The 15,704-nt window shown below is 72.0% G+C and carries 14 protein-coding genes, 1 tRNA gene and 1 pseudogene; 12 read left to right on the forward strand and 4 right to left on the reverse strand.

The window, feature by feature from the left end:
• Window positions 1–121: 121 nt before the first annotated feature.
• The 3 genes from ABZV78_RS01995 (at window position 122) to ABZV78_RS02005 (ending at window position 3,057) form a co-directional block, all read left to right on the forward strand.
• Window positions 122–1,921 (forward strand): ABC-F family ATP-binding cassette domain-containing protein, encoded by a 1,800-nt coding sequence (locus ABZV78_RS01995; protein WP_355634908.1) that lies wholly within the window; start codon window positions 122–124, stop codon window positions 1,919–1,921.
• A gap of 94 nt (window positions 1,922–2,015) precedes the next feature.
• A complete protein-coding gene (locus tag ABZV78_RS02000) occupies window positions 2,016–2,471 on the forward strand; it encodes a DUF4383 domain-containing protein (RefSeq protein WP_355634909.1) in 456 nt (151 codons plus the stop codon).
• A 112-nt stretch (window positions 2,472–2,583) separates the two neighbouring features.
• Window positions 2,584–3,057: a DUF4383 domain-containing protein gene (locus tag ABZV78_RS02005; RefSeq protein WP_355634910.1), complete on the forward strand. Its 474-nt coding sequence runs from the start codon at window positions 2,584–2,586 to the stop codon at window positions 3,055–3,057.
• A 7-nt stretch (window positions 3,058–3,064) separates the two neighbouring features.
• Here ABZV78_RS02005 and ABZV78_RS02010 read toward each other — a convergent pair whose 3' ends face one another.
• Window positions 3,065–3,748: a TetR/AcrR family transcriptional regulator gene (locus ABZV78_RS02010; RefSeq protein WP_091314339.1), complete on the reverse strand. Its 684-nt coding sequence runs from the start codon at window positions 3,746–3,748 to the stop codon at window positions 3,065–3,067.
• A gap of 41 nt (window positions 3,749–3,789) precedes the next feature.
• Window positions 3,790–4,761 (reverse strand): acyl-CoA desaturase, encoded by a 972-nt coding sequence (locus tag ABZV78_RS02015; protein WP_355634911.1) that lies wholly within the window; start codon window positions 4,759–4,761, stop codon window positions 3,790–3,792.
• A gap of 360 nt (window positions 4,762–5,121) precedes the next feature.
• On the opposite strand from ABZV78_RS02015, the gene ABZV78_RS02020 reads away from it, so the two are divergent.
• The 9 genes and pseudogenes from ABZV78_RS02020 to cysN all read left to right on the forward strand — a co-directional run bounded on the left by ABZV78_RS02020 (window position 5,122) and on the right by cysN (window position 13,319).
• A complete protein-coding gene (locus ABZV78_RS02020) occupies window positions 5,122–5,655 on the forward strand; it encodes a hypothetical protein (protein WP_355634912.1) in 534 nt (177 codons plus the stop codon).
• 15 nt (window positions 5,656–5,670) lie between these two features.
• A tRNA-Gln gene (locus ABZV78_RS02025) sits at window positions 5,671–5,742 on the forward strand.
• 115 nt (window positions 5,743–5,857) lie between these two features.
• Window positions 5,858–7,384, forward strand: a pseudogene (gene glmU, locus ABZV78_RS02030) (bifunctional UDP-N-acetylglucosamine diphosphorylase/glucosamine-1-phosphate N-acetyltransferase GlmU).
• 52 nt (window positions 7,385–7,436) lie between these two features.
• On the forward strand, window positions 7,437–8,417 hold the full coding sequence (locus ABZV78_RS02035; RefSeq protein WP_091260632.1) for a ribose-phosphate diphosphokinase: 981 nt from the start codon (window positions 7,437–7,439) through the stop codon (window positions 8,415–8,417).
• A 297-nt stretch (window positions 8,418–8,714) separates the two neighbouring features.
• A complete protein-coding gene (locus tag ABZV78_RS02040; protein ID WP_355634913.1) occupies window positions 8,715–9,407 on the forward strand; it encodes a 50S ribosomal protein L25/general stress protein Ctc in 693 nt (230 codons plus the stop codon).
• A gap of 96 nt (window positions 9,408–9,503) precedes the next feature.
• Complete coding sequence (gene pth, locus ABZV78_RS02045) at window positions 9,504–10,094, forward strand: aminoacyl-tRNA hydrolase (RefSeq protein ID WP_355634914.1); 591 nt, start codon at window positions 9,504–9,506, stop codon at window positions 10,092–10,094.
• A 95-nt stretch (window positions 10,095–10,189) separates the two neighbouring features.
• The gene (locus ABZV78_RS02050) at window positions 10,190–11,023 is read left to right on the forward strand and encodes an inositol monophosphatase family protein (protein WP_355634915.1); all 834 of its coding nucleotides are present in this window, start codon (window positions 10,190–10,192) and stop codon (window positions 11,021–11,023) included.
• A gap of 80 nt (window positions 11,024–11,103) precedes the next feature.
• The gene (cysD, locus tag ABZV78_RS02055) at window positions 11,104–12,015 is read left to right on the forward strand and encodes a sulfate adenylyltransferase subunit CysD (RefSeq protein WP_189193000.1); all 912 of its coding nucleotides are present in this window, start codon (window positions 11,104–11,106) and stop codon (window positions 12,013–12,015) included.
• Entirely contained in the window at window positions 12,015–13,319 is a 1,305-nt protein-coding gene (cysN, locus tag ABZV78_RS02060) for a sulfate adenylyltransferase subunit CysN (protein ID WP_355634916.1), read from the forward strand. The genes cysD and cysN overlap by 1 nt, the downstream gene beginning before the upstream one ends.
• A gap of 74 nt (window positions 13,320–13,393) precedes the next feature.
• Here cysN and galK read toward each other — a convergent pair whose 3' ends face one another.
• Together galK and galE are read right to left on the reverse strand one after the other, a co-directional pair.
• Window positions 13,394–14,560, reverse strand: coding sequence for a galactokinase (gene galK, locus ABZV78_RS02065; protein ID WP_355634917.1), 1,167 nt, complete (start codon window positions 14,558–14,560; stop codon window positions 13,394–13,396).
• Window positions 14,557–15,540 (reverse strand): UDP-glucose 4-epimerase GalE, encoded by a 984-nt coding sequence (galE, locus tag ABZV78_RS02070; protein ID WP_355634918.1) that lies wholly within the window; start codon window positions 15,538–15,540, stop codon window positions 14,557–14,559. Before galE ends, galK begins: the two co-directional genes overlap by 4 nt.
• Window positions 15,541–15,704 lie beyond the last annotated feature (164 nt).

Below are 15,704 nucleotides of genomic sequence, written 5' to 3' on the forward strand. Positions count from 1 at the left end.
GTTGACCCTCATCGGGGCTCGACGCCCGCCGGGCGTGCCCGGGTCCCCGCGTACCCTGAGGGGCCAGGCGTCCCGAGGTGCCGGCCGGCACCGGGACGCCTTGATCATGAAAGGTGGGTTAGTGGCCAACATCGTCAACCTGGACCGGGTGTCCAAGGGGTACGGCGCCGCCGGGCCGCTGCTCACCGACGTCTCGCTCGGCCTCGACGACGCCGACCGGGTCGGCGTGGTCGGCCTCAACGGCGCCGGCAAGTCCACCCTGCTGCGCCTTCTCACCAAGCAGGAGGAGCCCGACGACGGCCGTGTCACCCACCGCCGTGACCTGCGGGTCTCCTGGCTGCCGCAGTCCCTGGACCTCGCCCCCGAGGCCACCGTCCGGGACGTGGTGCTCGGCACCGCCTGGCTCGGCGAGAGCATGGGCGCCGAGCACGAGTGGGCCGGCGACGCCGGCGTCCGGGCCATCCTCGACGGCCTCGGCATGCCCCACCTCGGCCTCGACGCGCCGGTCGGGACCATGTCCGGCGGCGAGCGCCGCCGCGTCGCGCTGGCTGCCCTGCTGGTCCGCGACGCCGACCTGCTCATCCTCGACGAGCCCACCAACCACCTCGACGTCGGCGGCGTCGACTGGCTGGCCCGGCACCTCGTCACCCGCAAGGGCGCGCTCGTCGTGGTCACCCACGACCGCTGGTTCCTCGACGCCGTCTGCACCACGACCTGGGAGGTCGCCGACCAGACCGTCCGGGCCTACGAGGGCGGCTTCGCCGCCTGGACCCTGGCCCGGGTCGAACGGCAGCGGGTCGCCGCCGCCACCGAGGCCCGCCGGCAGAACCTGCTCCGCAAGGAGATCGCCTGGCTGCGCCGGGGCGCGCCGGCCCGCACCTCCAAGCCGAAGTTCCGGATCGACGCCGCCAACGCGTTGATCGCCGACGTGCCCGAGCCGCGCGACACCATGTCGCTGCAACGGCTCGCCACCGCCCGGCTCGGCAAGCAGGTGTACGACCTCGACCAGGTCACCCTGCACGCCGGCCCGAAGGAGATCCTGCACGACGTCACCTGGCAGGTCGGCCCCGGCGACCGGGTCGCCGTGCTCGGCCGCAACGGCGCCGGCAAGACCACCCTGCTGCGGATGCTCGCCGGGGTGACCCGGCCCGACGGCGGGCGGTTCGCCGCCGGGCAGACCGTGCGCCCCGCGTTCCTCTCCCAGGAACTCGCCGAGCTCCCCGGCCACCTGCGCGTCCTCGAAGCCGTCGAGGAGGTGGCCCGGCGGGTCCAGTTCGGCGACCGGGAGATCAGCGCGGCCCAACTCGCCGAGGTGTTCGGCTTCGACGACCGGCGGCTCTGGACTCCGGTCAGCGACCTCTCCGGCGGCGAGCGCCGCCGGCTCCAGATGCTGCGGCTGCTCGCCGGCGAGCCCAACGTGCTTCTCCTCGACGAGCCCACCAACGACCTGGACACCGACACCCTCGCCGCGCTCGAGGACCTGCTCGACTCCTGGCCCGGCACGATCGTGGTGGCCAGCCACGACCGCTACCTGATCGAGCGGGTCACCGACGTCGCGTACGGGATGTTCGGCGACGGCCGGCTCGTGCACCTGCCCGGCGGGGTCGACGAGTACCTGGCCCGCGCCGCGGCGGGCGGCGGCCCGGCGCCCGCCGACCTCACCCCGGCCACGGCCGCCCCGGGCCGCGAGGGCCTGTCCGCCGCCGAGGCACGCACCGCGAAGAAGGAACTCAGCCGGCTGGAGCGGCAGATCGCCAAGCTCGAGCAGAAGGAGGCGACGCTGCACGAGCAGCTCGCCGCGAACGCCACCGACTACGCGAAGGTCGCCGAGCTGGACGCCCAGCTCAAGGAGGTCCGGGCCGAGCGGGACCGCACCGAGGAGGCCTGGCTGGCCCTCGCCGAGGAGCTGCCGGCCGGCTGACCCCGGCCCGGGGTGGGGGGTGTGCGGCGTCACTGACGGGCGTACGGGACAATCGCAGGCGACCCCTCTTCCGTTCGGTCTTGGAGACGCACAGATGGCCCACACCCCCGTCAACCACCCCGCGCGGCCTGTCTACCGGGCGATCGGCGGGCTCGTTGGTCTGTACTTCGTCGTCTTCGGCGTGCTCGGCATCATCGCCAGCGCCGGCAACGACGTCCTCGCCCAGGACGACACCAAGGTCCTCGGCCAGGGCACCAACCTCGGCTTCTCGATGCTGGCGATCCTGCTCGGCGCCGCGATCCTGGTCGGCACCGCGATCGGCCGCAACCTCGATGTGGCGATCAACCAGTGGCTGGCCTACGTCCTGATGGTCCTGGGCCTGGCCGAGCTGGCGTTCCTGCACACCGACGCCAACATCTTCAACTTCTCGATCATGACCGACATCGTGGTGCTCACCCTCTCCCTGGTGCTCCTGATGGTCGGCATGTACGGCAAGGTCGGCAGCGACGAGGAGCACGAGGCCTGGCAGAAGGCCCGCCTGGTGCTCTGACCCGCAGCATCCCCGAAGGCCCGGCGTCCCGCCGGGCCTTCGGCGTTTTCCGGGGACGGGAGCGGGCGGCGCGGGGGACAATTGCGCCAAATCAGTCAGCTGGAGGCTCCCCATGGCGCACATCCCGGTGAACCACCCCGCACGGCCGCTCTACCGGGTGCTGTCCGGGCTCATCGGCCTCTACATCCTGGTCTTCGGCGTCTGGGGGGTCTTCCAGACCTGGGGCGACGGCCTCTTCAGCCGGGAGAGCAACACGGCCCTCGGCCTCCGCACCAACCTGGCGTTCTCCCTGGTCTCCGTGGTCTTCGGCGCCTTCCTGCTGATCGGCGCGTCCCGCCGCGGCAACCTCGGCCACTACATGAACCTGACCGCCGGGGCGGTCTTCCTGGTCACCGCCATCCTCATGATGTCCGTGCTGCAGACCTCGGCGAACTTCCTCAACTTCTCGATGTCCACCGTCCTCGTCTCGCTGGTGTTCGGGCTGATCCTGCTGGCCACCGGCCTCTACGACAAGGTCGGCACCGACGAGCACGCCGCCGAGGAACGGCGCCGCCGCAAGCACCCCATCGCCGAGGCCCAGCGCTGAGCCCGGCTCAACCCCGCTTGCGCACCGTGATCAGACCCGGCTTCGCCTCCAGGTGCGACAGCCCGTTCCACGCCAGGTTCACCAGGTGCGCCGCCACCGTCTCCTTCCGCGGCTTGCGCACCTCCAACCACCAGCGCCCGGTCAACGCCACCATGCCCACCAGCGCCTGCGAATAGAGCTCGGCCAGCTTCGGGTCGTAGCCCCGGCTGGAGAACTCGGCGCCCAGAATGTGCTCCACCTGGTGCGCCACGTCGTTCATCACGCTGCTGAAGTTCCCCGTCGCCGACATCAGCGGCGACTCCCGGACCAGCACCCGGAACCCGCTGGTCTCCTCCTCGATGTACGTCAGCAGGGTCAACGCCGCCTGCTCCAGCAACTCCCGCGGATGCCCCGCCGTCAACGCCGTGGTGATGCGGTCCAGCAGCGAGCGGACCTCCCGGTCCACCACCACCGCGTAGAGCCCCTCCTTGCCGCCGAAGTGCTCGTAGACCACCGGCTTGGAGACCTTCGCCCGGGCCGCCACCTCCTCGATCGAGGTGGCGTCGAACCCGCGCTCGGCGAAGATCTGCCGGGCGATCGAGATCAACTGCTCGCGCCGCTGGGTCGCGGACATCCGTACCCGGGAGGGCTTCGCCGCCGGGACGGCCCGCCGGCGGGCGGTGCTGGCGTCGCTGCCGGGAACGTCGGTCACCCGGCCCATCCTGCCAAACCCGCCCCGCGCCCATCGACCGGTTACCGCGCCGGCCGGCCACGCACCCGCCCCGGCTCCACCAGTTTCGCCGTGATCCGCTCCGGTTTCGGCCACCGCACCGACCAGGCCGCGCCGGCCTTCTCCAGCAGCCAGATCACCCGCGCCGACGGATCGACCTGCCCGCGCAGCACCCCGTGCCGCGCGCTGGTCGGCTCGGCGTGGTGCAGGTTGTGCCAACTCTCCCCGAACGACAGCAACGCCAGCGGCCAGAAGTTCGACGCCCGGTCGCCCTGCCGCACCGCGAACGGGCGCTCGCCGTAGACGTGGCAGACCGAGTTGATCGACCAGGTGACGTGGTGCAGCAGCGCGATCCGGACCAGCCCGCCCCAGAAGAACGCGGTCAGCGCGCCCTGCCACGACCCGGTGAGCAGCCCGCCCATCGCCGCCGGCCCCAGCACCGAGACCACCACCAGCGCCGGGAAGAGCCGGTCGACGCGGCGGGTGATCGGATCGGCGAGCAGGTCCGGGGCGAACCGCTCCCGGTTCGACAGCTCCCGGTTGAACAGCCAGCCGACGTGCGCGTGGAACAGCCCCTTGGTCAGGCCGCCGATGCTCTCCCCGAACCGCCACGGCGAGTGCGGGTCGCCCTCCTGGTCGGAAAAGGCGTGGTGCCGCCGGTGGTCGGCCACCCACTGGATGATCTCGCCCTGCACGGCGAACGAACCCGCCACCGCCAGGGCGGCCCGCAGCCAGGGTTTCGCCTTGAACGAGCCGTGGGTGAAGTAGCGGTGGTAGCCGACGGTGATGCCGAGGCCGGACAGCACATACCAGAACCCGGCCACCAGCAGGTCGGTCCAGCCCAGCCAGCCGCCCCAGGCCACCGGCACGGCGGCCAGCAGCGCGAGGAACGGGACGACCACGAAGGCCCAGAGGGCGATCAGGATGCCGGGGGACTGGTGGCCCTGGGTCAGCGGCTTCGGCCCGCTGTCCGGGCCGGTCAGGGTGGTCGACATGGCACCTCCCAGTGGTACGGGCTACGCCTACGTCACCGTAACCAGGAGCGGGGGAGATCGCAGCGGACACGTCGCTCCGTCGATGGACGGACCTGTCGTACGCCCGTCCTAACCTGCTCACCATGACCGATTCACTCGCCGCCGAGGCGCGTCGCCTGCGCGTCGAGGAACAGCTCTCCGTCGAGCAGATCCGGGCGCGCCTGGGCATCGGTCGCGACCGGGCGTACGCGCTGCTGCGCGGCGTACGAGATCGCCGAGCAGCTCGGCGTCGCGAAGTCGACGGCGTACCAGTGGGTGCGGCACCTGCCGTTGAATCCCGACGAGGCGACGGCCGAGCGGCGCCGGGCGCATTCGAAGGTGATGACGGACGCGCGGTGGGACGCGTACCGGGAGGCGCGGGACGCGGCCCAGGCGGCCGAACACGAGCGAGCCGCCGGTGCGGTCGGCGCGCTCGACGAGCGGGACCTGCTGATGCTGGGCGCGGCGATCTACTGGTGCGAGGGGGCGAAGTCGAAGCCGTGGCGCCGGGCCGTGACGGTGCAGTTCGTCAACAGCGACCCCGGCCTGCTGGCGCTCTTCCTCCGGTTCCTCGAGGTGTGCGGCGTCGACCCGACGGTGCCGACCTACCGGGTGAGCATCCATGAGTCGGCCGATGCGGAGGCGGCGGTCCAGTGGTGGGCGGACCGGCTCCGACTGCCAACGGACCGGTTCCGTCGGTCGGTGCTCAAACGACACAACCCCACCACGGTGCGCCGGAGCACCGGCGACGACTACCACGGCTGTCTGGTGATCACCGTGCCCCGTAGCCGCGCGCTCTACTGGCGGATCGAAGGTATGATCGCCGAGCTGTTCCGGATCGCGGACGATACGCGGACCCGAATTGACGGGCCGTAGGTCTTGACGCGGCGATGGGGTGTGGGGTAACGGCAACCCGCAGGCCTTTGGAGCCTTGAGCTCCTGGTTCGAATCCAGGCACCCCAGCTCACCGTCGATTCGCACGCGTGATGACGGCATTTGTGTGGCCGGATGCGAATTGCAGCGAGCCGCGTGGTTAGCATGGCCGCGAGACTGTCGCCGTCCCGACGGGAGCCACGTCGTGCCCCAGCCCCGCCTCCGCACCGTTGTCGTGCTCGCCGCCGGTGAGGGCAAGCGGATGAAGTCGGCCCTGCCCAAGGTGCTGCACCCGCTGCTCGGTCGTACCCTGCTCGGTCACGTGCTGGCCGCGGCCGCGCCGCTCGGCGCGGACCGCACGGTGGTCGTGGTCGGCCACGGCGCCGACCAGGTGCGCGCGCACCTGGCCGAGGTCGCCCCGGCGGCCGCCCCGGTGCTCCAGGAGCGGCAGCTCGGCACCGGGCACGCGGTCCGGATCGCGCTGGACGAGGTCCCGGAGACCGCCGGCACGGTCGTGGTGATCAACGGGGACGTGCCGCTGCTGCGGCCGGAGACCGTGACGGCGCTGGTCGAGGCGCACGAGGGCGCCGGCGCGGCGGCGACCGTGCTGGCCGCCGAGGTGCCCGACCCGACCGGCCTGGGCCGGATCGTGCGGGACGCGCAGGGGCGGCTGGAGCAGATCGTCGAGGAGCGCGACGCCACCCCGGAGCAGCGCGCGCTGCGGGAGATCAACGCGGGCATCTACGCGTTCGACGTGGCCCGGCTGCGGGACGCGCTGGGCAAGCTCTCCACCGACAACGACCAGGGCGAGGAGTACCTGACCGACGTCTTCGGCCTGCTCCGGGACGCGGGGGAGCCGGTGGCGGTGCACTGCGCCGCCGACCACGTGGAGACGCTGGGCTGCAACGACCGGGTCGAGCTGGCCGCGCTGCGCCGGCTGCTGCGGGACCGGGTGAACGAGGGCTGGATGCGCACCGGGGTGAGCATCCTGGACCCGCACACCACCTGGATCGACGTGACGGTGACCGTCGAGCGGGACGCGGTGATCGACCAGAACACCCAGCTCCAGGGCGCGACGCTGGTCGGCGCGGGCGCGCTGGTCGGCCCGGACACCACGCTGGTGGACACCACGGTCGGCGCGGGCGCGAGCGTGGTGCGCAGCCACGCGGTGGGCGCCGAGGTGGGCCCGGAGGCGAGCGTGGGGCCGTACGCGTACCTGCGGCCGGAGTCGCGGCTGGGCCGCAAGGCGAAGGTCGGCACGTTCGTGGAGACGAAGAAGGCCGAGATCGGCGAGGGCTCGAAGGTGCCGCACCTGTCGTACGTGGGGGACGCGACGATCGGCGAGCACAGCAACATCGGCGCGGCGACGGTGTTCGTCAACTACGACGGGGTGAAGAAGCACCACACCACGATCGGCAGCCACGCGCGTACCGGGGCGGACAACATGTTCGTGGCGCCGGTGCGGGTGGGCGACGGCGCGTACACGGCGGCCGGCTCGGTGATCATCTCGGATGTGCCGGCGGGCGCCATGGCGGTGGCCCGGGGCCAGCAGCGCAACGTCGAGGGCTGGGTGCTGCGCAAGCGGTCCGGCACGGCGGCCGCGGAGGCGGCGCAGCGGGCCCGCGAGGGTGCGTCGGACTCCACCGGAGCCGCAAGCGAAGGTGACTGAATCCACGGGGTGCCGGAGACCGTGGGAGGACCGGTGAACGCGGGGGATACTGCAACCGAATAGTCCCCGGCTCACCGCCGCCGGGAACCACCGACATACGGGAGCAGACGGGCCCATGGGCAGCATCGTCGCCGAAAACCGCAAGAGCCTGATGCTCTTCTCCGGACGGGGTTTTCCGGAGCTGGCCAAGGAGATCGGTGAGGTGCTCGGCGTCGCGCCGACGCCCTCCGACTCGTACGATTTCGCCAACGGTGAGATCTTCGTACGCTTCAAGGACTCGGTACGCGGTTCGGACGCCTTCGTGGTGCAGTCCGTGACGCACGGGGTCAACACCTGGGTCATGGAGACCCTGATCATGGTCGACGCGCTGAAGCGAGGTTCGGCCAAGCGGATCACCGTGGTCCTGCCGTTCTACCCCTACTCGCGGCAGGACAAGAAGCACCGCGGCCGGGAGCCGATCTCGGCCCGGCTGGTGGCCGACCTGCTGAAGACCGCGGGGGCGAACCGGATCCTGACCGTGGACCTGCACACCGCGCAGATCCAGGGCTTCTTCGACGGCCCGGTGGACCACCTGTTCGCCATGGACGTGCTGGCCGAGTACGTGGAGCACAAGTACGCGGGCCGGCCGATGACGGTGGTGGCGCCGGACTCGGGCCGGGTGCGGGTGGCCGAGCGGTGGACGGACCGGCTGGGTGGCTGCCCGCTGGCCTTCATCCACAAGACGCGCGATCCGCTGAAGCCGAACCAGGTGGTGGCGAACCGGGTGGTCGGCGAGGTCGAGGGCCGGGTCTGCCTGATCGTCGACGACATGATCGACACCGGTGGCACGATCACCAAGGCCGCCGACATCCTCAAGGAGTCGGGTGCGGCGGAGATCGTGGTGGCCTCGACCCACGCGCTGCTCTCCGACCCGGCCACCGAGCGGCTGAAGAACAGCCCGATCAGCGAGGTCGTGGTGACCAACACGCTGCCGCTGCCGCCGGAGAAGCAGCTCGACAAGCTGACCGTGCTGTCGATCGCCCCGCTGCTGGCCCGGGCGATCCGGGAGGTCTTCGACGACGGCTCGGTGACCACCCTCTTCGGTGGCCTGAGCTGAGTTCCGGCGCCTGCCGGCGGTGGCCGTCCGGGACGGTCGCCGCCGGTGGGAAAGTCGGCCCTGCCAGGTGTCGGCGGCGGTGTTGTGGGGACTGCCGGATAGCTCGGAAATCGCTCGGGTAGACTGGTGCGGTTGCCACGGCGAGGGTGCCCGGCGGGCTGCTGAAAAGCACCGCACGGAGGCGCCGTCATCGACGCGGTGCTCCGGGCGGTCGTTCATGACCTTGAGCCCCAGCGAGCCCCTCGCCCAGCACCGCCAGACGACAAGCCGCCGCAGCGAAGCATCAGGAGTTTCCCCGTGTCCGAGGTAAAGATCAGCGCCGAGCCCCGTACCGAGTTCGGCAAGGGTGGTGCCCGTCGTACCCGCCGGGCCGGCAAGGTGCCCGCCGTGCTGTACGGCCACGGCGAGAAGCCCAAGCACATCGCGCTCCCGGCGCGTGAGTTCGCCGCCGCGATCCGCAAGGGCGGTGCGAACCAGCTCTTCGCGATCGAGGTGAGCGACGGCACCCAGGTGCTGGCGCTGCCGAAGGCGATCCAGCGTGACCCGATCAAGGACACCTTCGAGCACGTGGACCTGCTGCTGGTCCGCCGCGGCGAGAAGGTCACCGTCGAGGTGCCGGTCCAGCTGGTCGGTGAGGCCGCGCAGGACACCCTGATCGTGCACGACCACGACACCCTCTCGGTGACCGCCGACGCCACCAAGGTGCCGGACCACCTGGAGGCGTCGATCGATGGCGCCGAGGCCGGCACCCAGATCACCGCCGCCGACGTGACGCTGCCGGCCGGTGTCGAGCTGGCCGCGGACGCCGAGCTGCCGGTCGCCTCGGTGACCGCCGCTCCGACCGCCGAGCAGCTCGAGGCCACCCTCCCCGAGGTCGAGGTCGCCGAGGAGGAGGCCGAGGCCGAGGTCGGCGAGGAGACCGCCGAGGCTCCGGAGGGCGCTCCGGCCGAGGGCGAGCCGGCTGCCGAGGAGCCGAAGACCGAGGCCTGATCGGCCCGCAGGCTGTGCGACAGGCGTCCCCGGTTTCCGGGGGCGCCTGTCGGCGTATCGGAGACGGGTCGTGGCGGAGAGCGGAAGGGACGTGGCGTGACGGACGAGGCGGGGCCGTGGCTGGTGGTCGGCCTGGGCAACCCCGGTCGGGAGTACGCGGGCAACCGGCACAACGTCGGCTTCATGGTGGCCGAGCTGCTGGCCGGCCGGCTGGGCGGTAAGTTCGGTCGGCACAAGCGGGCGATGGCCGAGGTGGCCGAGGGGCGGCTGGGTTTCGGTGGCCCGAAGCTGGTGCTGTTGAAGCCGCTGACCTACATGAACCTCTCCGGTGGCCCGGTGGTCGCGCTGGCCCAGTTCCACAAGATCCCGCCGGGCCGGGTGATCGCGGTGCACGACGAGCTGGACATCCCGTACGGCCAGCTGCGGGTGAAGTGCGGCGGCGGCGAGGGCGGCCACAACGGCCTGCGTTCGATGTCGAAGTCGCTGGGCACCAAGGACTACGTGCGGGTGCGGTTCGGCATCGGCCGGCCGCCGGGCCGGCAGGACCCGGCGGACTACGTGCTGTCGGACTTCTCCTCGACCGAGCGCAAGGAGCTGGAGTTCCTGGTGGACCGGGCCGCGGATGTGGTGGAGTCGGTGGTCACCAAGGGCGTGGAGCCGACGCAGAACCTCTACCACGGGGCCTGAGCCGCCGGGCGGGGCCTGCCGGGCCGGGCGGGTCCGGGCCGGTAGTCTGCGCCTTTCTGACGTGTGCGAAGGCGGGCGACGGGAGCGGGAACACCATGGGCAGTCCTCCGATGATCGACGGCGCGTTCGCCCGGTGGTTGGCGGCGCGGGCCGGGCAGGCGCTGATGGGCCTGCGCGCGGAGCTGGGCTTCGCCGACGCGGGGGCGCTGAAGTCGGCCGGGGACAAGGTCTCGCACGACCTGATCCGTACCGAGCTGGCGAAGTGGCGGCCGGCCGACGCGGTGCTGTCGGAGGAGGACGAGGGTTCCCGGCTGGCCTGGACGGCCGAGGTGAGCAGCGACGCGGTGTCCCGGCTGAACGCGGACCGGGTGTGGATCATCGATCCGCTGGACGGCACCCGCGAGTTCGCCGAGGAGGGCCGCTCGGACTGGGCGGTGCACGTGGCGCTCTGGGCGCGCAGCGCGCCGACGCCGCACGGTCTGGTCGCGGGCGCGGTGGGGCTGCCGGCGCAGCACCGGGTGCTGGGCACGGACTACCCGCCGGCGTACCCGCCGATGACCCTGGAGGCCGCCACGGCGGCCGGTGCCCGGACCATCCGGTTGGCGGCCAGCCGTAGCCGTCCGCCGGTTTTCCTGACCGATCTGGCAGAGGACATCGGCGCGCATCTGGTGCCGATGGGCTCGGCGGGCGCGAAGATCGCCGCTGTGGTCACCGGTGAGGTCGACGCGTACATCCACGCGGGCGGTCAGTACGAGTGGGACTCGGCCGCTCCGGTCGCTGTGGCGACGGCCACCGGACTGCACGCTTCCCGGATCGACGGATCTGCGCTGAAATACAACGAGGCCGACCCGCGCCTGCCCGACCTGTTGGTCTGCCGCAAGGATCTCGCCAGCCGGTTGCTTGCAGCGCTGCAGCGGCATTCCGGGTAGCCTGAGCGTTCTTCTTCACGAGTCCGACCGGAAAGGTCTGGAATCCCGATGTACGGATCCGAGCGAATCGAGTTCGTGTCATGACGGCCCCCGCCGCGTACCAGGTGTCCCACCTGGACGCGCTCGAGGCGGAGAGCATCTTCGTGATGCGCGAGGTCGTCGCCGAGATGGAGCGCCCCGTGCTGCTCTTCTCGGGCGGCAAGGACTCGATCGTGATGCTCCGGTTGGCCCAGAAGGCGTTCGCCCCGGCCAACATCCCCTTCCCGGTGATGCACGTCGACACCGGGCACAACTTCCCCGAGGTTCTCGAATACCGGGACCAGCGCGTCGCCGAGCTGGGTCTGCAGCTCATCGTGGCCAGCGTGCCGGAGGCCCTGGCCAAGGGGCTGGTGCGCGAGTCGGCCGACGGCATGCGCAACCGGATCCAGACCCCCGTGCTGCTCGACGCGGTGGAGAAGCACCGCTTCGACGCGCTGTTCGGCGGCGCCCGCCGGGACGAGGAGAAGGCCCGGGCCAAGGAGCGGGTGTTCAGCTTCCGCGACGAGTTCGGCCAGTGGGACCCGAAGAACCAGCGCCCCGAGCTGTGGTCGCTCTACAACGGCCGGCACCACCCGGGCGAGTCGATCCGGGTGTTCCCGCTCTCCAACTGGACCGAGCTGGACGTCTGGCACTACATCGCGCGGGAGCGGATCCCGCTGCCGTCGATCTACTACGCGCACCAGCGCGAGGTGATCGAGCGCGACGGCATGCTCTACGCGGTCAACGAGTTCTTCCGGGGCCGCGCCGGTGAGCAGCCGTTCAAGGCCCAGGTGCGGTACCGGACCGTGGGCGACGCCTCCTGCACCGCGGCGGTCCGCTCGGACGCCGACACGGTGGAGAAGGTGATCGAGGAGGTGGCCGCCACGCGGATCACCGAGCGCGGCGCGACCCGCGGCGACGACCGGGTCAGCGAGGCCGCCATGGAGGACCGCAAGCGGGAGGGCTACTTCTGATGAGCGTCGAGACTGTTGCGCCGGCCGAGGCCGACGCGTCGGCCCGGCCGATGGACCTGCTGCGGTTCGCCACCGCCGGCAGCGTCGACGACGGCAAGTCGACCCTGATCGGCCGGCTGCTGTACGACACCAAGTCGCTCTTCACCGACCAGCTCGCCGCCGTCGAGGCGGTCAGCGCGGCGCGGGGCGACGAGTACACCAACCTGGCGCTGCTCACCGACGGCCTGCGCGCCGAGCGGGAGCAGGGCATCACCATCGACGTGGCGTACCGCTACTTCGCCACGCCGCGGCGGAAGTTCATCATCGCCGACACCCCGGGGCACATCCAGTACACCCGGAACATGGTCACCGGCGCCTCCACGGCCGACCTGGCGCTGATCCTGGTGGACGCGCGCAAGGGCCTGGTGGAGCAGTCCCGCCGGCACGCGTTCCTCTGCTCGCTGCTGCGGGTGCCGCACCTGGTCCTCTGCGTGAACAAGATGGACCTGGTCGACTGGTCGCAGGAGGTGTTCGAGCAGATCGCCGACGAGTTCACCGCGTTCGCCGCGAAGCTCGACGTGCCGGACCTGACCGTGGTGCCGATCTCCGCGCTGCAGGGCGACAACATCGTCACCCGCTCGGAGAACATGCCCTGGTACGAGGGGCCGTCGCTGCTGCACCACCTGGAGCGGGTGCACATCGCCTCGGACCGCAACCTGGTCGACGTCCGCTTCCCGGTGCAGTACGTGATCCGGCCGCAGTCCACCACCGTCACCGACTACCGGGGGTACGCGGGCCAGGTGGCCTCGGGCGTGCTCAAGGCCGGCGACGAGGTGATGGTGCTGCCCTCGGGCTTCACCAGCCGGATCGCCGCGGTGGAGACCGCCGACGGCCCGGTGGACGAGGCGTTCCCGCCGATGTCGGTGACCGTCCGGTTGGCCGACGAGATCGACATCTCGCGCGGCGACATGATCTGCCGGCCGAACAACGCCCCGACCGTCGCGCAGGACATCGAGGCGATGATCTGCTGGATGGACGAGACCCGCCCGCTCCAGGTCGGTGGCAAGTACGCCATCAAGCACACCACCCGCTCGGCCCGGGCCATCGTGCGCGGGCTGCACTACCGGCTGGACGTCAACTCGCTGCACCGCGACGAGACGGCCGGCGAGCTGAAGCTCAACGAGATCGGCCGGGTGCGGCTGCGCACCACCGTCCCGCTGCTGGCCGACGAGTACCGCCGCAACCGCACCACGGGCGGTTTCGTCATCATCGACGAGACCACCAACCGCACCGTCGGCGCCGGCATGATCGTCGAGGCCGGCTGACCGCTCTCGGCATCGGTTGAGGAGTGGCCGTCCCAGGCGGGACGGCCACTCCTTTCCGTGTGGAGAGCGAGCGGTCAGTCGAGGCGGGCCGCGCCGCCGGCCGGTAGGACGGTCAGGGTGCCGGGCGCGGCGAAGCCGCGGTCGGCGTACGCGGCCGTCACGGCGGCCGCCACGGCGTCGGCAGCGTCCGCGTCGACCAGGGCGAGCACGCAGCCGCCGAAGCCGCCGCCGGTCATCCGCGCCCCGTACGCCCCGGCGGCCAGGGCCGCCTCGACCGCGGTGTCGATCTCCGGCACGGTGATCTCGAAGTCGTCCCGCATCGAGGCGTGCGAGGCGGTCAGCAGCGGGCCGATGTCGCGGACCCGGCCGGCGCGCAGCAGGTCGACCGTGTCGAGCACCCGCTGGTCCTCGGTGACCACGTGCCGGACCCGGCGGCGGGTCTCGGCGTCGTCGAGCCGGGCCAGCGCGGCGTCCAGGTCGCCGGTGGCGACGTCGCGCAGCGCGGCCACCCCGAGCGCCTTGGCGGCCCGCTCGCAGGACTTGCGGCGGGCGGCGTACTCGCCGTCGGCGTGCCGGTGCGGGGCGCGGCTGTCGATCACCAGCACGGCCAGCCCGGCGGCGTCCAGGTCGAACGGGATCTGCTCGACCCCCTCGGTGCGGCAGTCGAGGAAGAGGGCGTGCCCGGACCGGCCGCGGATCACCGCGGACTGGTCCATGATCCCGGTGGGCGCGCCGACGTAGTCGTTCTCGGCCCGCTGGGCGAGCCGGGGCCAGCGGTCGGCGGGCAGGTCGAGCCCGCCCAGCTCGACCAGGGCGGCGAGCACCGCCGCCTCGATGGCCGCCGACGAGGAGAGCCCGGAGCCGACCGGCACGTCGGAGGCGATGGCCAGCTGGGCGCCGGGGACGGCGTGGCCGGCGGCGCGCAGCGCCCAGACCACCCCGGCCACGTAGGCGGCCCAGCCGTCGACCCGACCGGGCTCGTCGGCCTCGGCCGGCCCGAACTCCACCGGCTCGTCGTCCAGCTCCGACCAGACGCTCCAGCGCCCGTCGTCCCGGACCGCCGCGGCGACCACGGTACGCAGCGGCAGCGCGAAGGGCAGCACGAAGCCGTCGTTGTAGTCGGTGTGCTCGCCGATCAGGTTGACCCGGCCGGGAGCCGCCCAGCGGCCCGCGGGCTCCGCGCCGTACCGCTGCCGGAAGCCGGCGGTGGCGCGGGCCGCGACGTCACCCCGCACGCTCATTGCTGCCCCAGGACGTGCGTGCGGTAGAACTCCCAGGCGTCGCCGACCATGTCCTGGAGGGTGGGCTTCTCCGGCACCCAGCCCAGCTCGGCGCGGGCCAGCGCGGAGGAGGCGACCAGCTCGGCCGGGTCGCCCTCGCGGCGCGGGGCCACCTCGACCGGCACCGGGTGCCCGGTGACCTCGCGGACCACCTCGATCACCTGCCGGTTGGTGAAGCCGTTGCCGTTGCCCAGGTTGTAGATCCGGTGCCGGCCGGCCGTGGCGGCGTCGAGGGCCAGCAGGTGCGCGCGGGCCAGGTCGGCGACGTGGATGTAGTCGCGGACGCAGGTGCCGTCGGCGGTGGGGTAGTCGTCGCCGAAGAGTTGGAGCTTGTCGCGCCGGCCGGCGGCCACCTCGAGGGCGAGCGGGATGAGGTGGGTCTCGGGGTCGTGCCGTTCGCCGATGACCCGCCCGTCGTGCCGGTAGGCCCCGGCCACGTTGAAGTAGCGCAGCGAGACGGCGGCCAGGTCGTGCGCGACCGCCTCGGAGGTGAGCGCCATGTCGACGGCGAGCTTGGTCGCCCCGTAGGTGTTGGTGGGCGCCTTGACGGCGGTCTCCGGGATGGGCAGCTCGGTGGGGTTGCCGTAGACGGCGGCGGTGGAGGAGAAGACCAGCCGGGGCACCCGGGCGGCGCGGACCGCGTCGATCAGGGCGAGCGAGCCGACGGTGTTGTTCTGCCAGTAGAGCTCCGGCTTGACCATCGACTCGCCGGCCGCGATCAGGGCGGCGAAGTGCAGCACGCCGTCGAAGCCGGCGTCCGGGGTGAGCACCCGGGCGGCCTCGTGGATCGGCAGGTCGACGTGGGTCGCCTCGGGGGCGAGTGCCGCCCGGTGGCCGGTGCGCAGGTCGTCCAGCACGGTCACCCCGTGACCGTGGTCCAGCAGCATCCGGGTCACCACGCTGCCGATGTAACCGGCGCCGCCGGTGACGAGCAGTTTCACGTCGGTCCTCCTGCCTGGCCGCGTGCCGCGGCGGCCGTCCGTGATCACCCTACGGCCGCGGGCTGTGCCGCGGCTGCGAGTGAGGCCGTCCTGCTATTCCACCACGATTCGCCATGATTGAACAGATCCGAACATCGCCGGAGCTGTCCGGCGGCCGCTGTCTA

Origin of the sequence: Micromonospora sp. NPDC004540, assembly GCF_040610095.1 — a bacterium.
GTDB lineage: Bacteria > Actinomycetota > Actinomycetes > Mycobacteriales > Micromonosporaceae > Micromonospora.